Below are 20083 nucleotides of genomic sequence, written 5' to 3' on the forward strand. Positions count from 1 at the left end.
CAGGCGGCCTCATCAGCGGTCGTCGAGTGCGACTCCCCCGCGGTCGACCAGACCCCACGCGGCGGCGGCCGCGGCCACGAAACAGGCACTGAACACCACGAAGAGCACGGGCGCCCCTCCGGCGACGAGGATGACGGGGACGGCGAGAGGAGCGACGATCGATGCGATACGGCCCACACCCGCCGCCCAGCCCGCACCCGTGCCGCGGAGCGACGTCGGGTAGACCTCAGGGGTCACGGCATACAGTGCGCCCCACGCGCCGAGGTTGAAGAACGAGAGCGCCATGCCAGAGGCGATGATCGCGGCCTCGGTGGTCGATGTGCCGAAGAAGACGGCCGAGACGGCGGACCCGACGAGGAACACCGAGAGGGTCGTGCGGCGTCCCCACACCTCGATCAGCCAGGCGGCCACGGCGTAACCGGGCAGTTGCGCGAGCGTGATGATGAGCGTGAATCCGAATGAACGGACGAGATCGAATCCTGCGTCGACCAGGATGCTGGGAATCCAGATGAACGCGCCGTAGTACGCGAAGTTCACACAGAGCCAGACGATCCACAGGCACAGCGTGCGGATGCGGAACTCCGCATTCCAGAGCGTCATGAGGCGTGCTCTCGTCGTGATCGCGATCGCACGCGAGACCGGCTCTCGTCTGATGGCGGGTCCCGGTTCGACGCCCGCATCCGCCTCGAACGTCGAGACGATGCGGTCGGCCTCGGCGATGCGCCCGCGGGATGCGAGCCATCGCGGGGACTCCGGCAGACCCCAGCGAACGACCAGCGCATAGACGGCGGGGATCGCGCCGAGCGCGAAGGCCCAGCGCCATCCGTCGACGGATGCGGGGATCACGAAGAAGCCGATCAGCGCCGCTGCTGTCCACCCCAGGGCCCAGAACGCCTCGAGGATCACGATGAGTCGACCGCGGATCCGCGCCGGAGCGAACTCGCTCACGTATGTCGAGGCCACGGGGAGCTCCGCGCCGAGTCCGAGACCGACGAGGAATCGCAGCGCGAGGAGAGCGGCCAGTCCGCCGACGAGGGCACTCGCGCCCGTGGCGATTCCGTAGATCAGGAGCGTGAGCGCGAAGACCTGGCGTCGCCCCAGCCGGTCGGCGAGGAGGCCGCCGAGGGTCGCACCGAGCGCCATGCCGATGAACCCGACGGATGCGATCCATCCGGCATCCGTCTTCGTGAGTCCCCACTGCTGGGTGAGGGCGGCGAGGATGAACGAGATGAGGCCGACATCCATCGCGTCCAGCGCCCAGCCGACACCGGATCCGGTGAGGAGTCGCAGATGGCGACGCGTGAACGGGAGGTCGTCGAGGCGACCGGCGATCGATGCCCGGCTCGGCAGCGCGGTGTTGGCCATGCCTACATCGTAGGGGCGCGCACCAGGCCGCCGAGCCCGTGGGTCAGTCAGTCGCGGTCGGCGAGCAATCTGCGCACGCGCGGGATGACCTCGGAGCCGTAGAGCTCGATGCTGCGCATCATCGACTCGTGCGACAGCGTTCCCGTGGCGTACTTCATGTCGAAACGGCCGAGGCCCAGTGTCGTGACCGTGTCGGCGATCTTCGCGGCGACGCGATCAGGCGAGCCGACGTACAGCGCGCCGGCCGGCCCGATGTCGTTCTGGAACCGTGCTCGGCTGTAGGGAGGCCACCCGCGCTCGCGTCCGATGGTGTTGTTCATCGCTTCGAAGCCGGAGTACGCGGCTTCCCATGCCTCGTCGTCCGAGTCGGCGATGTGCCCCGGCGAGTGCACGGCGATCGGGTGAGAGGCCGTGCCGAACGACGCCACGGACCGATGGTAGAGGTCGACGAACTGCCGGAACCGACCCGCGGGACCTCCGATGATCGCGAGCATCAGACCGAGTCCGTGCCTGGCGACGCGCACGACAGACTCCGGGCTGCCGCCCACGCCGACCCAGGTGCGCAGACCGTTCTCGCTCTTGGGGAACACGTTCGCATTCTCGAGTGAGGCGCGCATGGTTCCCGACCACGTCACCGGCTCCTCCTTGAGCAGCTCGACGAACAACTCGAGCTTCTGCTCGAACAGAGCATCGTAGTCGCGGAGGTCGTAGCCGAACAGGGGGAACGACTCGATGAACGATCCACGCCCGAGAACCACCTCGGCCCGTCCGTTCGAGAGCGCGTCGAGGGTCGAGAAGCGCTCGAAAACGCGCACCGGATCGTCGGACGACAGCACGGTCACCGCGGTACCGAGACGGATGTCCTTCGTGCGGCCGGCGATGGTGGCCAGAACCATCTCGGGAGCCGAGACGGCGAACTCGGTGCGGTGGTGCTCCCCCACTCCGAAGAAGTCGACGCCGACGCTGTCGGCCATCTCCGCCTGCTCGACGATGTTGCGGATCGTCTGTGCTCCTGTGAGGAGCTCGCCGTCCGCGCCCCTCGTGATATCCCCGAAGGTGTCCAGCCCGAACTCGATGCTCATGTCAGCCCTTTCTATTCAACTGAATGAACACCGGTCGGGTTGGGCACATTCCCTCACCGTGCGAGAAGAGCTGTGCGAAGCGTGTCGAGGCCGACACCGCCCATGTCGAGAGCCCGCTTGTGGAACTCCTTCACGTCGAAGTCCGCTCCGCGTTCCGTCTGATAGGCATCGCGCACCTGCTCCCAGATGCGCTGTCCGACCTTGTACGACGGCGCCTGTCCTGGCCAGCCGAGGTAGCGGTTCACCTCGAACTGCACGAACTGGTCGGACATGTTCACGTTCTTGCGCATGAAGTCGAGCGCGTAGTCCGCATCCCAGGCGCCCTCACCGTCGAGACGGGGCTTGCCGAGGTGCACACCGATGTCGAGCACGACGCGTGCCGCGCGCATCCGCTGCCCGTCGAGCATGCCGAGTCGATCCGCCGGATCGTCGAGATAGCCCAGCTGCTGCATCAGACGCTCGGCGTACAGGGCCCAGCCCTCGGCGTGGCCGGAGGTGCCGGCGAGCAGGCGGCGCCACGAGTTGAGTTCGGCGCGGTTGTAGACCGCCTGGGCGATCTGCAGGTGATGGCCCGGAACGCCCTCGTGATAGACGGTCGTGAGCTCGCGCCATGTGTCGAACTCGGTGACACCCTCCGGGACGGACCACCACATGCGGCCGGGGCGCGAGAAGTCGTCTGTCGGTCCCGTGTAGTAAATGCCACCCTCCTGGGTCGGGGCGATCATGCACTCGAGCGTTCGGATGGCCTCGGGGATGTCGAAGTGCGTGGCGCCGAGCTCGGCGACCGCCCGGTCGCTCGTCTCCTGCATCCAGCGCTGCAGCGCTTCTGTGCCCACGAGCTTGCGGGCAGGATCTGCCTCGAGGTGGGCGACGGCCTCCTCGACCGTGGACCCGGGAAGGATCTCGTTCGCGATCGCGGTCTGTTCCGCGACCATGCGCGCGAGTTCCTCGCGTCCCCACTCGTAGGTCTCGTCGAGATCGATCGTCGCGCCGAGGAAGCGGCGCGAGTTCAGGGCGTAGAGCTCGCGGCCCACGGCGTCGACCTCGGTCGCGGCAGGAGCGAGCTCCTCCGCGAGGAAACTCCGCAGCTCGTCGTAGGCCACGCGCGCCGCTGCCGAGTTGTCGGCCAGGGTGCGGGCGAGGGATGCCGGGAGGTTGCCCTCCTGTGGGGCGGCGTCCGCGACGAAGGCGGCGAAGAATCCGTCGTCGGCCGTGTAGCGATCGATCTGAGTGGCGACCTCGACGACCTGACGACGCGCGGGCGTGACGCCGGCGGCGATACCGGCCCGCAGCGTCTCGGTGTAGCCGCGGAGCGCATCGGGCACCGCAGCGAGTCGCGTGGCGATGACCGACCAGTCATCTGCGGTCGCGGTGGGCATCAGGTCGAACGCCGAGCGGACGTCCTGCGCCGCCGAGGCGATCACATTGAGGTCTCGCAGGTGCCACTTCGCGTCATGCAGCTCGAGATCGAGGCTGAGTTCAGCCGAGAGGTCGGTCTTGGTCACCTCGTCGATCGCGTCGACCGGTTCGAGGGCGTCGAGCTTCGCGAGCGTCGCACGGGTGACTGAAGCGATCTCTTCGTGACCGGCGGGGCTCAAGTCGCCGAAGCGATCGTTGACCTCGTCCCGACCGATGTAGGTGCCGAGCGTCGGAGCGAGCACCGCGATGGTGTCGACCCACTCATCGGCGACTTTGTCGATGGCAGACGGGATGCGGGGTGATGAGGTCATCCCTCCAGCGTAGCCCTGCACCCTCGACGCAGGATATCGGTCTGGTGCGCGTCGCCGAGGGTCAGTGCGCGGCCTCGTTCCAGTCGTGTCCTCGTCCTACCTGCACGTCGAGCGGCACTGTGAGATCGGCCGCATCGCCCATGCGGGCGCGGACGATCCGCTCGGTCGCATCCCACTCCCCCGGAGCCACCTCGACCACGAGCTCGTCGTGGATCTGCAGAAGGGCGCGTGAGCTGAGGCCCTCGGTGCGCAGATCCTCATGGATGTGCAGGAGGGCGATCTTCATGATGTCCGCGGCGCTTCCCTGAATCGGTGCGTTGAGCGCTGCTCGCTCGGCGTTCTCCCGCAGCACGCGGTTCGGGCTCGCGAGGTCGGGGAACGGACGGCGGCGTCCGAAGATCGTCTCGGTGTACCCGACCTCCTTGGCCTTCAACACCGACGCACGGAGGTAGTCGCGCACCGCACCGAACCGCGCGAAGTACTCGACCATCAGCTGCTTCGCCTCGGACTGCTCGATGCGGAGCTGCTTCGACAGGCCGAATGCCGAGAGGCCGTAGACGAGCCCGTACGACATCGCCTTGACCTTGGTGCGCATGGCCGCGGTCACATCGCCGGGTTCTACACCGAACACGCGCGCCCCGACGAACCGGTGCAGGTCCTCGCCGCTGTTGAACGCCTCGATGAGGCCTTCGTCTCCGGAGAGGTGCGCCATGATGCGCATCTCGATCTGCGAGTAGTCCGCGGTGAGCAGCGACTCGTAGCCTTCCCCGACCTGGAACGCACTGCGGATGCGGCGCGATTCCTCCGTGCGCACAGGGATGTTCTGGAGGTTCGGATCGGTGCTCGAGAGTCGGCCGGTCTGGCTGCCCGTCTGCACGTAGGTGGTGTGCACGCGGTCGTCGGCGCCGATCGCCGTGTCGAGTGACTCGATGATCTGCCGCAGCTTCGTGGCCTCGCGGTGCTGGAGCAGGAGTCCCAGGAACGGATGCGGGTGCGACTCCTGCAGATCGGCCAGCACCGCGGCATCCGTCGAGTACCCCGTCTTCGTCTTGCGGGTCTTCGGAAGCTGCAGGTCATCGAAGAGCACCTCCTGCAGCTGCTTCGGCGAGCCGAGATTGAACTCGCGGCCGACGATTCCGAACGCCTCCTGCGCGAGCCCCTCGGCGCGCGTGGCGAGTTCGCCCGAGAACGTGGAGAGCACCTCGTGCGACACGGCGACGCCGGCCACCTCCATGTCGGCGAGAGTCAGCAGCGTGGGAAGCTCGATGTCGGTCAGCACGGTGGCCACGGACTCGGGGATGTCCTCACGCAGCGCGGTGGCGACACGCAGAGCGAACCAGGCCTCCTGCGAGGGAGTGGCGCCTTCGGTCTCGGGCACCAGCTGGGACGGGTCCGCCTCGGGGAGCTTCTCGCCGAGGTACCTCTCGACGAGGTCGCCGAGCGTCTTGTCGGGGAAGCTCGGGCGCAGCAGCCAGCCGGCGAGGCTGGTGTCATACGCGAGTCCGTGCACGCGGACTCCCTGTCGCAGCAGCGCCTTGACCTGGGGCTTGGCGTCGTGGAGCACCTTCGGGCTCGTCGACTCGAACCACGGGCGCAGCACCTCGACGGCGTCATCTGTCCAGTCGAGTTCCCGGAGCTCCTTCTCGGTCGCGGCCCCCAATCGCGTCGGAACCCCGCCCTGCACCAGGAACCGCACCGAGACATCGCCTGTCTGGGCGTCCGCCCACGTGACGAACTCGGCGGGAGTGACCTGAGCGGGCTCCGGCAGTACGACTGCGGCGGCCGGATCGTCGGCGACCTCGCCGGCTCCGACGGCCTCGAAGACGCGTGGCAGGAGCGTGCGGAACTCGAGACGGGCGAAGATGTCGCGGACCGCTTGAGCGTCGATAGGCGCCACCGCCAGGTCGTCGGGAGCGACGGGCAACTCGACATCCGTCAGCAGTCGGTTGAGCCGACGGTTGCGTCGCACGTCGTCGATGTGGTCGCGGAGGTTTCCTCCCACCACGCCCTTGATCTCCTCGGCTCGCTCGAGCAGATCGTCGAGGGAACCGAACTGCGTGAGCCACTTGACGGCGGTCTTCTCGCCGACCTTGGGCACCCCGGGCAGGTTGTCGCTGGTCTCGCCCACGAGGGCGGCGATGTCGGGGTACTGCTCGGGGCGCACTCCGTAGCGCTCCTGCACGGTCACCGGGTCGTAGCGCTTGAGCTGCGAGACTCCCTGCACCGAGGGGTAGAGCAGCGTCACATCATCGGTGACGAGCTGGATCGTGTCCCGGTCTCCGGAGACGACGAGGACGTCGTAGCCCTGCTCAGCACCCTGGGTCGACAGGGTGGCGAGGATGTCGTCGGCCTCGAAGCCCTCTTTCGTGAGCACCGGGATCGACATCGCGGCGAGGCAGTCCTGCAGCAGGGGGATCTGGCCACGGAATTCCTGGGGCGACTCCGACCGGGTCGCCTTGTATTCGGGGTACTGATCGGTGCGGAAGGAATGGCGCGAGGTGTCGAATGCGATCGCCATGTGGGTCGGCTGCTCCGCCTTGATGAGGTTCACCAGCATCGACAGGAAGCCGTAGATGGCGTTCGTGTGCTGGTTGTCCTTCGTGGTGAAGTTCTCCACCGGAAGAGCGAAGAAGGCACGATAGGCGAGCGAATGGCCGTCGACGACCATGAGGGTAGGCTTTGCGGAGTCCGTCACCCTGTCAGCCTAACGAGGACGACAGACACCCGCTGAGGAGGATCCATGACCGAGACCGCGACGAGTGCAGGACTCGACTGGGCGACCGCCCGCGGGATGGGCGCGCTCGCCCAGAAGATGGGCATGGAGTTCCTCGAATTCACCACCGAGCGCTGTGTCGCGACACTCCCTGTCGAGGGCAACACGCAGCCCGTGGGCCTCATGCACGGCGGTGCCTACGTGGTTCTCGGCGAGTCGCTCGGCTCGATGGCCGCGAACCTGCACGCGGGCCCCGGCCGGCTCGCGGTCGGAGTGGACATCAACGCCACCCACACGCGCTCCGCCAGGTCCGGCATCGTGACGGGGGTCTGCACACCCGTGCATCTGGGACGCAGCATCACGGTGCACGAGATCGTCGTCTCCGACGATCAGGGGCGCCGGTGCTCGACGATCCGCATCACCAACATGATCAAGGACGCTCCCGGGGCGCACTGAGCGGCTCATCGAGCAGCAGCTGGAACAGCAGGTGGTCCTGCCACTCCCCCGCGATGCGCAGGTACTGGGGTGCGATGCCGATGCGCTTGAAGCCGGTGTCCGCGAGGACATGCTGCGATCCGGTGTTGTGCAGCAGCGTCGCCGCCTGCAGTCGGTGCAGCCGAACCTCGTCCCTCGCATAGGCCGCGACGTGTCGAACGCCACGGGAGGCGAGTCCGCGACGAAGTCGCGTCCTGTCGATCCAGTAGCCCAGATCCGCGCTCCAGAATGCACCGCGGACGATGTTGTTGACGTTGATCCGTCCACGGATCTCGCCGTCGGAAGACTCGATCACGAAGCGGATGTTCCGACCGGCGTCGGCCTCGATCACGCACTGCTCGGCGTGGAACTCCTGCCATTCCGGCGTGAAGAATTCCGGCTCCCTGAGCGGTTCCCAGGGTGCGAGATGCTCCTGATTGGCGGAGTATGCCCGCGCCAGCGCAGAGCCGTCGCCAGTCTTGACCGGCCGCAGAACGTGCTCCGCGTCGAGCGGAAACACAGACTACTTCTTCGGCGCGAGCTGCTCGATGATCGCCTTCGCGACGTCCTGCATCGTGAGACGGCGGTCCATCGACGCCTTCTGGATCCAGCGGAACGCCTCGGGCTCAGAAAGGCCCATCTTCTCGTTGAGCAGACCCTTCGCCCGGTCGACGAGCTTGCGGGTCTCGAAGCGCTCGACCATGTCGGCGACCTCGGCCTCGAGCGTGATGATCTGCTCGTGGCGTGCGAGAGCGATCTCGATCGCCGGCAGCAGGTCGTTCGGGGTGAAGGGCTTGACGACGTAGGCCAGTGCTCCGGCTTCGCTCGCGCGCTCGACGAGCTCTTTCTGGCTGAAGGCCGTGAGGAGCACGACGGGGGCGATGTTGCCCTTGTGCAGCTTCTCGGCGGCACTGATGCCATCGAGCTGCGGCATCTTGACATCCATGATGACGAGGTCGGGGCGCAGCTCGGTCGCGAGTGCGACGGCGGTCTCACCGTCACCGGCCTCTCCGACCACATCGAAGCCGTTGTCGCGGAGGATCTCGACGATGTCGAGACGGATCAGCGACTCGTCCTCGGCGACGACGACGCGTCGGGGTGCGGATGACGTGGGCTGCTCAGCTGCCTGTTCTTGCTCGGTCACAGGTCCATCCTAGTGGAGTCGGTCTCCGAGGTCCCGATGGGCGCGGCGCGCGCCCGTGATCGTGCGCGCTCTGCGCTACAGTCGAAGACGCGATACACGAGCCGGCGTGGCGGAATGGCAGACGCGGAGCACTCAAAATGCTTTGTCCGAAAGGGCGTGTGGGTTCGAGTCCCACCGCCGGCACATACGACGTGATCGAACCTCTACGCGGCACCGACCCCTCGGTCCGGTCCGCATGTCGGGTCGTTCACTCCCCCGATGCGGATGCGACTCGGATCCAGATCTCTCCGTCGATGAGCAGGTACCGTTCCAGAGAAGGACGCATCGCCCGGAGCAGTTCGTGCTCCGCGGATGCAGGGCTGTCGGCCTGGATGACATCGGCGGGGACGAGGCTCTGGATGAGCGCGTCGAGGTTCTCGTTCGACGCCTCGACCGCAGCGCCGTCGATCAGCACGGGGCCGTACGCGCGTCCGCCGTGGATGCGCTCACCGTCCGCGCCGAGCACGGTGTCGCCTCTCCGCGTCTGCGCAAGGTACGTCGGCACGCAGGCGAACGCATCGCAGGAACGGAACCGGCGCTTGAGGCGATAGCGGACGCCGATGCTTCCCGGCTTCATGGCCGGGAGTGGTTCGACGTCCGAATCAGCGGATGCGATCGCGAGATCGCTTTCGGGGACCCCGAGGGTGAGCCGGGCGCTGTCGGGGCGCTCGTGCGTGTCGGGTTCGAGAGTCACGTCATCCATAGGTCGGGCGACGACGTGTCGGCCACGGCAGCACCTCGACCAGAGTAGCCGCCCGGGCGCCGATCCTGCACCTGTCGCACGCCGGAATGATGCGCTAGACAGATCCCATGCTCTCGCGCCGATCCACCGACATCTGGAACCGCACGAGGAATCGGCGCCGTGGGTTCCTCATCGCTCTGCTCGTCGTCGCCCTGATCGCCGGCGTCTTCGCCGTCGACGCCATCCGGCGACACGTCGAGGGCGAGGCCGATCTACAGACCGATCCCGCGTTCTACCGTGTTCCGGATCCACTTCCCGCCGGTGATCCCGGAGAGATCATCCGCGTCGAGCCGATCGCCAGCGCTCCGCTCGGCTCGACCGCCTGGCGCATGATCTATCACTCCCGTGACCTGTCCGGAACGGATATCCCGGTGTCCGCTGTCGTGATCGTCCCCGATACGCCGGCTCCTGCGCAGGGACGGACCGTCGTCTCCTGGGGACACCCCACGACAGGGGCAGCGCAGAAGTGCGCGCCGTCGCTCGGCATCGATCCTTTCCAGTTGATCGAGGGCGTCCACGAGCTCCTTCTCGAGGGATACGCGGTGGTCGCCACCGATTATCCCGGTCTCGGCGTGCAGAGCGCATCGTCCTATCTGCTCGGCATCCCCGAGTCGAACAGCGTCCTCGATGCGGTGCGCGCCGCACGGACGATCGAGGATGCGCAGATCGGCGCGCAGTTCCTGCTCTGGGGACACTCGCAGGGCGGGCAGGCGGTGCTGTTCGCAGCCGAGCGTGCTGCGGACTACGCGCCGGAGCTGACGCTCCTCGGAGTGGCCGTCGCCGCTCCCGCCGCCGACCTCACCGAGCTGATGAGCGATGACATCGTGGACGTCTCCGGTGTCACGATCGCCTCCTACGCGATCCCCGCTTACCAGGCGGCGTACTCGGACAGGTACTCCGCCGACGAGCTCGCGGAGATCCTCACCCCGGCGGGGGCCGCAGCAACCCCCGACATGGCGGCGCTCTGCCTGCTCTCCGAGAACAAGGAGATCCACGCGATAGCCGATCCGCTCGTCGGCGGCTACGTGACGAGCGACCCGTCCACGACCGAACCCTGGAAGGCTCTGCTCGAGGAGAACAGCGCGGGCTCCACACCCATCACGGTTCCCGTGTTCGTCGGGCAGGGGCTGGCAGACGAACTCGTGAAGCCGGCGGCGACGGCTGACTACGTGACGCTCCTCTGCTCGCAGGAGGTCGATGTCAGTTTTCATCGGTATCCGGACGTCGACCACGGCCTCGCCGCATACGCGGCGCTGCCCGAGATGCTGATCTGGCTCTCAGAGGTGACGTCGGGCGCCGCTCCGACGAGCGACTGCCCCTAGTCCGGATCAGCCCTCGGAGAGGGCGGCGACCTCGGCGAGGACGCGGGGATCCGCGAGGATGCGGAAGTGCCCTCCGGTCTCGATGCGCACGTTCTTGCGTGCACCGACCAGCTCGCTCCCCTCGGGGATGTGCGGGTCGAAGGCGGCGTACACCGACACGATCCTCTCGTTCACCTCGAGATGTTTCGCGAGCTCCACGATCGACGGGTCCGAGGGCGAGAACGCCCACAGCGAGCGGACCGGGAGGAGCCGCGCATAGCGGGATCCGCCGAACGGCGTCGCGACCGCGAGCATCGCGCGGATGCGGCCTCCGGAGACACCGGCCATCGCGAGCTTTCCCGCAAGCCCGCCCTTGCTGTGCGCGACCAGGATCACATCGGTCATCCGGTTCGTCTCGAGGAACTCCTCCACGACCCGCGCGGCGTCGTGCACGGGCCGCTGATTGCGTTCGAGACCGTCGAGGACGTGGACGGGATGACCGCGGTCATGCAGTGCAGTGATCAGCGGCTGCATGAACCTCCAGGTCTCGTAGACCCCCGGAAGGATGAGAAGCGGTGCAGCGTCACCGCTCGCGAAGTCGTCTGCATCCTGTCGATCGAACGCCGCCCGGAACTGCCAATAGACGGCATAGGCGTAATCGGCGATCCACCAGCCAGCCCTCTTCACGAGAAAGATGATCCACTCCCCTGCCACTCTCGCCGACGCGGGTGCGTCCCGCTCGACGATACGCCCGAGGCGACGCTCGGTGCGGTGCCGCCCCGGGGTACGAGGAAGGGGCGGAACAATCGTTCCGCCCCTTCGCTGCGATATCCGGTCAGACCGTGGCTTCCTTGTAGATCGGAGCCGCGCCGTTCACGGCGTCTCCGACCTTGTGCACGCGGATGTCATTGGTCGAACCCACGATTCCGGGAGGGGAACCGGAGATGACGACGACCTTGTCTCCCTCGACGGCGAGACCGCTCGAGAGCAGGTAGTCATCGACCTGCAGGTACATCAGGTCGGTGTGCTGGACCATGTCGACGAGGTTCGACTGGATGCCCCACGTCAGCGCCATGCGGCGACGGATGTTCGGCTCGGGAGTGAACGCGATCATCGGGATGCGCGAACGCAGACGCGAGAGGCGACGCGCCGAATCTCCCGACTGGGTGAAGACGCAGAGGTACTTGGCCTCCACGAACTCGGCGACCTCGAGGGCTGCGAGGGTGATCGCTCCACCCTGCGTGCGGGGCTTGGTCGTCAGAGGCGCGATGCGCTCCAGTCCGTGCTCCTCGGTCGACTCGATGATGCGGGCCATGGTCTCGACGACGACGACAGGATAATCGCCCACGCTGGTCTCGCCCGAGAGCATCACGGCATCGGCGCCGTCGAGCACCGCGTTCGCGACGTCCGAGGTCTCGGCGCGGGTGGGCACGGGGCTGTTGATCATCGACTCGAGCATCTGCGTCGCCACGATGACCGGCTTCGCCATGCGACGTGCCAGCTCGACGGCGCGCTTCTGCACGATCGGCACGGCCTCGAGCGGGAGCTCGACACCGAGGTCGCCTCGGGCGACCATGATCGCGTCGAACGCGTCGACGATCTCTTCGAGCGCATCGACGGCCTGCGGCTTCTCGACCTTGGCGATGACAGGGACCTTGACGCCCTCCTCGGCCATGATCTCGTGCACGCGGCTGACGTCTTCCGCGTTGCGGACGAACGACAGGGCGATGAGGTCGGCGCCGATGCGCAGGCCCCAGCGGAGGTCGTCCTCGTCCTTCTCGCTCAGCGCGGGAACATTGACGGCGACACCGGGAAGGTTGATGCCCTTGTTGTTGGACACGGCTCCGGCGACGATGACGCGCGTGGTGACGGTGACGCCGTCGGTCTCGACGACCTCGACGCGGACCTTGCCGTCGTCGATCAGCAGGAAGTCGCCCGGCTTGACGTCCTGGGGCAGGCCCTTGAAGGTCGTGCCGCAGATGTCCTTGTTGCCGATGATGTCTTCGGTCGTGATCTTGAAGATGTCGCCCTTGGCGAGCTCGTAGGGGCCTGCCTCGAACTTACCGAGGCGGATCTTCGGTCCCTGCAGGTCGACGAGGATGGCGACAGCGCGGCCCGCGTCGTCGGCTGCCCGACGCACGTTGGCGTAGTTGTTCTCGTGCACGGAGTAGTCACCGTGGCTGAGGTTCAGACGGGCGACGTCCACGCCGGCGTCGATGAGTGCACGTACGGTCTCATACGTGGATGTGGCGGGGCCCAGGGTGGCGACGATTTTCGCGCGTCTCAAAGATTGCTCCAGGGTAGTGGGGGATGGAAATCAGGCGACGGTGCCGCGGCTCAGCCTACGCGGGCTGGAGGCCGATAGCGACTTCATGCGGACGCACCGGCTCGGGCAGCACGGTGGTTCCCATGAGGAACCGGTCGACGTTCGCGGCGGCCGCACGGCCTTCGGCGATCGCCCAGACGATGAGCGACTGCCCGCGGCCCGCGTCACCGGCCACGAAGACGCCGGGAACAGTGGACTCGTAGCTGTCGTCGCGGCGGAAGGCGCCGCGATCGGTCAGCTGCGGAAGCGTGTCCTCGGTGTAGCCGTCCTGCTCCGGGCCGGTGAAGCCCATCGCGATGAGCACGAGGTCAGCGGGGATCTCGCGCTCGGTGCCGCTCTTGGGCACACGCCGGCCGTCGATGTACTCGGTCTCGGCGACGCGCAGAGCACGGACCTCGCCGACGTCGTTCGAGAGGAACTCGACCGTGGACGCGAGGAAGACCCGCTCACCGCCCTCTTCATGGGCCGATCCGACTTCGAAGAGGGTCGGCATCATCGGCCAGGGCTGGTGTCCCGGACGCTCGGTTCCCGGCTGCTTGCCGATCGCGAGGTTGGTCACGCTCAGTGCACCCTGCCGGTGCGCGGTGCCGATGCAGTCGGCTCCGGTGTCGCCGCCGCCGATGACGATGACGTGCTTGCCCTCGGCCGTGATCTGCTCGGGAACCTTGTCACCGGCCACCGCGTGGTTGGACTCGACGAGGTACTCCATCGCGAAGTGCACGCCGTCGAGGTCGCGTCCGGGGATGGACAGATCCCGCGGGACAGTCGATCCGGTGGCGATCACGATCGCGTCGTAGCGCGCCCGCAGATCGGCCCAGGAGATGTCCTTGCCGATCTCGACACCCGCGCGGAAGCGCGTGCCTTCCTCCTGCATCTGGCGAAGGCGCGATTCCAGCTGCCCCTTCTCCATCTTGAAGTCCGGGATCCCGTAGCGCAGCAGCCCGCCGATGCGGTCGTCGCGCTCGAAGACCGCGACCGTGTGGCCCGCACGGGTCAGCTGCTGAGCGGCTGCGAGACCTGCGGGCCCTGAGCCGACGACGGCGACCGTCTTGCCGGTCAGTCGAGCAGGAGGTTGCGGCTCGACCCAGCCCTTGGCGAAGGCCTCGTCGATGATCGAGACCTCGATCTGCTTGATCGTGACCGCGGGCTGGTTGATGCCGAGCACGCACGAGCTCTCGCACGGGGCGGGGCACAGACGGCCGGTGAACTCCGGGAAGTTGTTCGTGGCGTGCAGACGATCGATCGCCGCTCGTCCCTCTCCGCGCCAGGTCAGGTCGTTCCACTCGGGGATCAGATTGCCGAGCGGGCAGCCCTGGTGGCAGAACGGCACACCGCAGTCCATGCATCGACCGGCCTGGCGCTTGAGCACCGCCTGATCGCCCGCTTCGTAGACCTCTTTCCAGTCCATGATGCGCACCGGCACGGGGCGACGCTTGGGGAGCTCACGCTCCGTGGTCTTCAGAAAGCCTTTGGGGTCAGCCACCGGTCACCTCCAGGATGCGGTTCCAGACGATGTCGCCGTCGGGGTCGATGCCCTCGGCGACTGCTTCCTCGCGCATGCTGCGCACTGCGGCGTAGTCCCGCGGAAGCACCTTCGTGAACTGGCCGGCGGTCTCATCGAACCGCGCCAGGATGTCGGATCCGAGCGGCGATGCCGTCTTCTCCACGTGTGCGACGATCAGGCTGCGCAGCACCTCGAGATCGGCGCGGTCGAGCGGCTCGAGCCGGAGCTCGCCGCTGCCGAGCGACTGTGCGTTCACCTTGCCCGTGTCGAGCGAGTGGATGTAGGCCACTCCCCCCGACATGCCGGCTCCGAGGTTGCGACCCGTCGAGCCGAGGATCACCGCGACGCCGCCGGTCATGTACTCGAGCGCGTGATCTCCCACGCCCTCGACGACCGCGGTCGCGCCCGAGTTCCTCACGAGGAACCGCTCGCCGACGACACCTGACAGGAACATCGTTCCCGCTGTCGCGCCGTAGCCGATCACATTGCCGGCGATCACGTTCTCGTGCGGCTCGATGGCGGAGCCCCGTGCGGGACGGATCGTGATGTCACCACCGGAGAGTCCCTTGCCGACGTAGTCGTTGGCATCGCCCTCGAGGCGCAGCACGATGCCCGAGGGCAGGAACGCGCCGAGCGACTGACCGGCGGTGCCGTGCAGGGTGACGTCGATAGTGCCGCTGGGAAGCCCCGCCGCACCGTGACGCGAGGTGACCTGGTGGCCCAGCATCGTTCCCACCGCACGCTCGGTGTTGGCGATCGGCAGTTCGACGACCACGGGTTCGCCGTTGAGAAGAGCGGACTTCGCGATGTCGATCAGCTGCACGTCGAAGTGCTTCTCGAGCTCGTGGTCCTGAGCACGGCGGTTGCGACGCGGCTCGCTCGCGGGGAACGCCGGTCCCTCGAGCACCGGGCTCAGGTCGAGACCCTCGGCCTTCCAGTGCTCCAGTGCGGCGTTCGCCTCGATCAGCTCTGCGCGTCCGACGATCTCGTCGATCGAGCGGAACCCGAGCTCTGCGAGCAGCTCGCGCACCTCTTCAGCGATGAACTCCATGAAGTTCACCACGAACTCCGGCTTACCCGTGAAGCGCTCACGAAGAACCGGGTTCTGGGTGGCGACGCCCACGGGGCACGTGTCGAGGTGGCAGACGCGCATCATGATGCAGCCGCTGACGACGAGCGGTGCCGTCGCGAAACCGAACTCCTCCGCGCCGAGCAGCGCGCCGATGATCACGTCGCGGCCCGTCTTCAACTGACCGTCGACCTGCACCACCACGCGGTCGCGCATGCCGTTGAGCATGAGTGTCTGCTGCGTCTCGGCGAGGCCGAGCTCCCACGGGGTTCCCGCGTGCTTGAGCGAGTTCATCGGGCTCGCACCCGTGCCTCCGTCGTGACCCGAGACGAGGATGACGTCGCTGAGCGCCTTGGCGACACCCGCGGAGACTGCTCCGATGCCCGACTGGCTGACGAGCTTGGTGTGGATGCGCGCCTCGGGGTTCGCCCGCTTCAGGTCGAAGATGAGCTGCTTCAGGTCTTCGATCGAGTAGATGTCGTGATGCGGCGGCGGTGAGATGAGGCCGACGCCCGGCGTTCCGCCGCGCGTGCGGGCGACCCAGGGGTAGACCTTCTGCGGAGGCAGCTGACCGCCCTCGCCGGGCTTGGCGCCCTGGGCGAGCTTGATCTGGATGTCGTCGGCCTCGGTGAGGTACAGGCTCGTGACACCGAAGCGTCCTGAGGCGACCTGCTTGATCGCGCTGCGACGTTCGGGGTCGAGCAGACGGTCGGTGTCTTCGCCGCCCTCACCGGTGTTCGACTTGCCGCCGAGCCGGTTCATCGCGATCGCGAGAGTCTCGTGAGCCTCTTTCGAGATCGAGCCGTAGCTCATGGCCCCGGTGGAGAAGCGCTTGACGATCGCGGACACGGGCTCGACCTCGTCGAGCGGCACCGGCTTGCGGGTCCCGGTACGCAGCGTGAACAGTCCTCGCAGCGTCTTGAGCTCGGCGGCCTGGTCGTCGACGAGCTTCGTGTACTCGCGGAAGATGTCGAAGCGGCGCTCACGCGTGGCGTGCTGCAGCTTGAACACCGTCTCGGGGTTGAAGAGGTGCGGCGAGCCGTCACGACGCCACTGGTACTCGCCACCGGTCCAGAGACGCTCGTGGGCACGAGCAGCCTCGTCTTCGGGATAGGCGTAGTCATGACGCGCCTGGTTCTCGATGAAGATCTCTTGGATGCCGATTCCGCCGAGCTTCGACTCCGTGCGAGTGAAGTAGCGGTCGATGAACTCCTCGCTCAGACCGACGGCTTCGAACACCTGAGCACCGGCGTAGGAAGACACCGTGGAGATGCCCATCTTCGACATGATCTTGAGCACGCCCTTGCCGAGCGCGTAGATCAGGTTGCGCACGGCCTTCTCGGGGCTGATACCCGTGATGTAGCCGGTGCGCACGAGGTGCTCGACCGTCTCCATCGCGAGATACGGGTTGACCGCCGATGCGCCGTAGCCGATGAGCGTCGCGACGTGGTGGACCTCGCGGACGTCGCCGGCCTCGACGATCAGACCGACCTTCATGCGGTTCTCACGACGGATCAGGTGGTGATGCACTGCCGAAACCATGAGCAGCGACGGGATCGGGGTCAGATCCTTGTTCGAGTCGCGGTCGGACAGGATGATGAACTCGGCGCCCTGCTCGATGGCCTCGTCGACCTCGTCGCACATCTCGGTCAGACGCTTCTCGAGCGTGTTGGACCCCGCGTCGAAGTGATAGAGGCCCCTGATCGTCACGCTCGAGCGATCCGGCAGCGCCTTGTCGATATGGCGGATCTTCGCCAGCTCGTCGTTGTCGATCACCGGGAAATCGAGTGACACTGTGCGGGTGTGGTCCGGTCCCCAGCTGAGCAGGTTGCTCTCGGGGCCGAGGCCGAGCTTCAGACTGGTGACGACCTCTTCGCGGATCGAGTCCAGCGGCGGGTTGGTGACCTGCGCGAACTGCTGAGTGAAGTAGTCGAAGAGCAGGCGCGGGCGCTTGCTCAGAACCGCGATCGGGGTGTCCGATCCCATGGCACCCAGGGGCTCTACTCCGGTCTGCCCCATCGGAGTCAGGAGGATCCGCACCTCTTCCTCGGTGTAGCCGAAGGTGCGCTGACGACGGGTGATCGATGCTGGCGGGTGCACGATGTGCTCTCGCTCAGGGAGATCGGCGAGACGCACGGATCCGGCATCCAGCCACTCCTGCCAGGGGTGCATGGTCGCGAGATCGTGCTTGATCTCCTCGTCCTCGATGATGCGCTTCTGCGACGTGTCGACGAGGAACATCTTGCCGGGCTGCAGACGCCCGCGGCGCTTGATGCGCTCGGGCTCGAACGTGAGAACACCGGTCTCGGAGCCGATCACGATCAGTCCGTCGGTCGTCTCGGTCCAGCGCCCCGGGCGCAGACCGTTGCGGTCGAGGGTAGCCCCGACGACCGTGCCGTCGGTGAAGATGAGGGCTGCGGGGCCGTCCCACGGCTCCATCTGGTTCGAGTGGTACTCGTAGAACGAGCGCAGCTCCGGCGAGATGTCGGACTGCTTCTCGTAGGCCTCGGGGACCATCATCATGATGGCGTGCGGCAGGCTGCGTCCTGTGAGGGTCAGCAGCTCGAGCACCTCGTCGAAGGACGCCGAGTCGCTGGCTCCATCGGTGCAGATCGGCAGCAGGGGCGCGACATCGCCGAGCAGCTCGGACTCGAGCTGAGACTGGCGTGCGCGCATCCAGTTGCGGTTCCCGCCGACCGTGTTGATCTCGCCGTTGTGCGCGAGCATGCGCAGCGGCTGCGCGAGCGGCCACGACGGGAACGTGTTGGTCGAGTAGCGCGAGTGCACGACCGCGAGCTCGGACATGAAGCGCTCGTCCTGCAGGTCGGGGTAGAACGGCTCGAGCTGCAGGGTCGTGACCATGCCCTTATACCCGAGGGTGCGGGCCGACAGCGATACGAAATAGGCGCCGAGCTCGTGCCCTGCGCGCTTGCGCAGACGGTAGGCGACGCGGTCGAGGGCGATCCCCGTCAGAGGGGCCTGCGAGTGCGTCGCTCCCCCAGCGCTCACGAAGAGCTGCTCGAACGCGGGGCGCGCCTCGTCGGCGAGCTTTCCGAGGTTGTCGTTGACCGTGGGCACCTCGCGCCAGCCGAGGACGCGCAGGCCCTCGGCGCGGGCGATCTTCTCGATGCCGGCCTTCTGCTGGCGGCGTTCGCTGGAGTCACGCGGGAGGAATGCCAGACCCGCGGCGTATTCGCCGACCGGGGGCAGCTCGAAATCAGTGACTGCTCGCAGGAATGCGTCGGGCATCTGCGTCAGGATGCCCGCACCGTCTCCGGTGCCGGCGTCGGAGCCGATCGCACCGCGGTGCTCGAGGTTGCGCAGCGCTTCGAGCGCCAGCGCGATGATGTCGTGGCCCGCTTCGCCACGCAGGGTCGCGACCATGGCCAGGCCGCAGGCGTCCTTCTCGAACGCCGGGTTGTACATGCCCTGCTTCGGCGGGTAAGCGCCGGAGGCGCCGTAGGGAGGCTGAAAATACACCAGTACCGTCCTCAGAACTTCAGATGACCCGGGGACGTCATTGGCCGGGTGGATGCGATGGGGTCCGCACGGACCGGTCGGCTATCGAGCGCCTTCCGTGTCCGTGGGAGCGGTGCTTGTGGCGCTGGCTCCTGCGGCGACTTCTTCGGACGGAGGCTCACTCACGTCCACGAAATCGGAGGTATTGTCCTGCGATTCTACATCAGCGTCCAGGTCCTTCCGGCCGCGACCGGGCTGGTACGGCGAAGGCTCGAGTCCGGGGTGACGGCGGGACTGCACCACCAGGATCGCGAGACCCACCACGATGCCGATGATCGCAGCCCAGACGTTGCTGCGGAGCCCCAGGATGATCTCGCTCGGATCGATGCGGATCGACTCCCACACGACACGGCCGGCGCTGTACCAGATGAGGTAGATCGCGAAGAGCTTTCCCCACTGGAACGCGGTCGCCTTGCGGCTGAGCCAGAGGAGCACGATGACGCCGAGGACGTTCCAGATCACTTCGTAGAGGAAGGTCGGGTGGAACAGCGTGCCCTCGGGAAGGCCCGGGGGGAACGCCGAGTTGTCGGCGGGGATCTCAAGACCCCATGGCAGGTCGGTCGGAAGGCCGTAGAGCTCGTTGTTGAACCAGTTGCCGAACCGACCCATGGCCTGTGCGAGCAGGAGGCCGGGTGCGAGTGCGTCGGCGAAGGTCCAGAAGCGGATGCCGGTCCAGCGGCAGCCCAGGTACGCGCCGATGGCGCCGCCGATGAGGGCGCCGAAGATGGCGATGCCACCCTCCCAGATGGCCCAGACGGAGCCCGGCTCGAACGGGTTCCAGGTGTTCTTGCCCTCGCCGAAGTAGAAGTTCGGGTGAGTGAGCACGTGGAAGATGCGGGCGCCGATGATCGCGATCGGAACGGCGAGGATCGAGATGTCGATCACGACCCACGGCTCTGCCCCGCGCTTGGTGAGGCGGTGATTGGTCAGCAGCACGGCGGCGATGATGCCGGCGATGATGCAGAGCGCGTAGAAATGGATCCGGAGCGGGCCGAGGTCGATGTAGGAGACCGAGGGACTCGGGATGCTGGCGAGCACGCCGCTGAAGGTGCTGTGGAGCGCGAGGGACATGAGT

14 protein-coding genes and 1 tRNA gene are annotated in these 20083 nt (G+C 67.0%); 3 read left to right on the forward strand and 12 right to left on the reverse strand.

Annotated elements, in window-relative coordinates; all coding sequences use genetic code 11:
- Nucleotides 1-12: 12 nt before the first annotated feature.
- The 4 genes from MRBLWH13_RS06275 to polA all read right to left on the reverse strand — a co-directional run bounded on the left by MRBLWH13_RS06275 (nucleotide 13) and on the right by polA (nucleotide 6872).
- Nucleotides 13-1365, reverse strand: a complete 1353-nt coding sequence (locus MRBLWH13_RS06275) for an MFS transporter (protein WP_341957411.1) — start codon at nucleotides 1363-1365, stop codon at nucleotides 13-15.
- 47 nt (nucleotides 1366-1412) lie between these two features.
- Nucleotides 1413-2447 (reverse strand): LLM class flavin-dependent oxidoreductase, encoded by a 1035-nt coding sequence (locus MRBLWH13_RS06280; protein ID WP_341957412.1) that lies wholly within the window; start codon nucleotides 2445-2447, stop codon nucleotides 1413-1415.
- 53 nt (nucleotides 2448-2500) lie between these two features.
- Nucleotides 2501-4177 (reverse strand): DUF885 domain-containing protein, encoded by a 1677-nt coding sequence (locus MRBLWH13_RS06285; RefSeq protein WP_341957413.1) that lies wholly within the window; start codon nucleotides 4175-4177, stop codon nucleotides 2501-2503.
- A gap of 61 nt (nucleotides 4178-4238) precedes the next feature.
- Nucleotides 4239-6872, reverse strand: coding sequence for a DNA polymerase I (gene polA, locus MRBLWH13_RS06290; protein ID WP_341957414.1), 2634 nt, complete (start codon nucleotides 6870-6872; stop codon nucleotides 4239-4241).
- A 45-nt stretch (nucleotides 6873-6917) separates the two neighbouring features.
- Between polA and MRBLWH13_RS06295 the strand changes: the two genes are divergently transcribed.
- Complete coding sequence (locus tag MRBLWH13_RS06295) at nucleotides 6918-7346, forward strand: hotdog fold thioesterase (RefSeq protein WP_341957415.1); 429 nt, start codon at nucleotides 6918-6920, stop codon at nucleotides 7344-7346.
- Here the strand turns inward: MRBLWH13_RS06295 and MRBLWH13_RS06300 are convergent.
- Together MRBLWH13_RS06300 and MRBLWH13_RS06305 are read right to left on the reverse strand one after the other, a co-directional pair.
- Entirely contained in the window at nucleotides 7321-7884 is a 564-nt protein-coding gene (locus tag MRBLWH13_RS06300) for a GNAT family N-acetyltransferase (RefSeq protein ID WP_341957416.1), read from the reverse strand. The two genes, MRBLWH13_RS06295 and MRBLWH13_RS06300, sit on opposite strands and share 26 nt — an antisense overlap.
- A gap of 3 nt (nucleotides 7885-7887) precedes the next feature.
- Nucleotides 7888-8508 carry a response regulator gene (locus MRBLWH13_RS06305; protein WP_042536652.1) on the reverse strand — a complete coding sequence of 207 codons (621 nt, stop codon included), beginning with the start codon at nucleotides 8506-8508 and terminating at the stop codon, nucleotides 7888-7890.
- A 100-nt stretch (nucleotides 8509-8608) separates the two neighbouring features.
- Between MRBLWH13_RS06305 and MRBLWH13_RS06310 the strand changes: the two genes are divergently transcribed.
- Nucleotides 8609-8691 (forward strand) — tRNA-Leu (locus tag MRBLWH13_RS06310).
- Nucleotides 8692-8755: 64 nt separating this feature from the next.
- Here MRBLWH13_RS06310 and MRBLWH13_RS06315 read toward each other — a convergent pair.
- Entirely contained in the window at nucleotides 8756-9241 is a 486-nt protein-coding gene (locus MRBLWH13_RS06315; RefSeq protein ID WP_341957417.1) for a hypothetical protein, read from the reverse strand.
- 116 nt (nucleotides 9242-9357) lie between these two features.
- Here MRBLWH13_RS06315 and MRBLWH13_RS06320 point away from each other — a divergent pair, with 116 nt between their 5' ends.
- Nucleotides 9358-10611, forward strand: coding sequence for an alpha/beta fold hydrolase (locus tag MRBLWH13_RS06320; RefSeq protein ID WP_341957418.1), 1254 nt, complete (start codon nucleotides 9358-9360; stop codon nucleotides 10609-10611).
- A gap of 6 nt (nucleotides 10612-10617) precedes the next feature.
- On the opposite strand, the gene MRBLWH13_RS06325 is transcribed toward MRBLWH13_RS06320, so the two are convergent.
- From MRBLWH13_RS06325 to lgt, 5 genes are all read right to left on the reverse strand, one after another.
- Nucleotides 10618-11277 (reverse strand): alpha/beta hydrolase, encoded by a 660-nt coding sequence (locus MRBLWH13_RS06325; RefSeq protein WP_341957419.1) that lies wholly within the window; start codon nucleotides 11275-11277, stop codon nucleotides 10618-10620.
- A 148-nt stretch (nucleotides 11278-11425) separates the two neighbouring features.
- Complete coding sequence (gene pyk, locus MRBLWH13_RS06330) at nucleotides 11426-12877, reverse strand: pyruvate kinase (RefSeq protein WP_056509930.1); 1452 nt, start codon at nucleotides 12875-12877, stop codon at nucleotides 11426-11428.
- 55 nt (nucleotides 12878-12932) lie between these two features.
- Nucleotides 12933-14399, reverse strand: coding sequence for a glutamate synthase subunit beta (locus tag MRBLWH13_RS06335; RefSeq protein WP_341957420.1), 1467 nt, complete (start codon nucleotides 14397-14399; stop codon nucleotides 12933-12935).
- Nucleotides 14392-18915 (reverse strand): glutamate synthase large subunit, encoded by a 4524-nt coding sequence (gene gltB / locus MRBLWH13_RS06340; protein WP_341958236.1) that lies wholly within the window; start codon nucleotides 18913-18915, stop codon nucleotides 14392-14394. Before gltB ends, MRBLWH13_RS06335 begins: the two co-directional genes overlap by 8 nt.
- A 135-nt stretch (nucleotides 18916-19050) precedes the next feature.
- The gene (gene lgt, locus MRBLWH13_RS06345) at nucleotides 19051-20079 is read right to left on the reverse strand and encodes a prolipoprotein diacylglyceryl transferase (protein ID WP_341957421.1); all 1029 of its coding nucleotides are present in this window, start codon (nucleotides 20077-20079) and stop codon (nucleotides 19051-19053) included.
- Nucleotides 20080-20083: the final 4 nt, after the last annotated feature.

Source organism: Microbacterium sp. LWH13-1.2, assembly GCF_038397735.1.
Classification (GTDB): domain Bacteria; phylum Actinomycetota; class Actinomycetes; order Actinomycetales; family Microbacteriaceae; genus Microbacterium.

Coding starts and splice junctions, on each gene's coding strand:
- MRBLWH13_RS06320 (WP_341957418.1), top strand. CDS start 9,358: ATGCTCTCGCGCCGATCCACCGACATCTGGAACCGCACGAGGAATCGG.
- gltB (WP_341958236.1), bottom strand. CDS start 18,915: ATGTACAACCCGGCGTTCGAGAAGGACGCCTGCGGCCTGGCCATGGTC.
- MRBLWH13_RS06285 (WP_341957413.1), bottom strand. CDS start 4,177: ATGACCTCATCACCCCGCATCCCGTCTGCCATCGACAAAGTCGCCGAT.
- MRBLWH13_RS06280 (WP_341957412.1), bottom strand. CDS start 2,447: ATGAGCATCGAGTTCGGGCTGGACACCTTCGGGGATATCACGAGGGGC.
- MRBLWH13_RS06275 (WP_341957411.1), bottom strand. CDS start 1,365: ATGGCCAACACCGCGCTGCCGAGCCGGGCATCGATCGCCGGTCGCCTC.
- MRBLWH13_RS06295 (WP_341957415.1), top strand. CDS start 6,918: ATGACCGAGACCGCGACGAGTGCAGGACTCGACTGGGCGACCGCCCGC.
- lgt (WP_341957421.1), bottom strand. CDS start 20,079: ATGTCCCTCGCGCTCCACAGCACCTTCAGCGGCGTGCTCGCCAGCATC.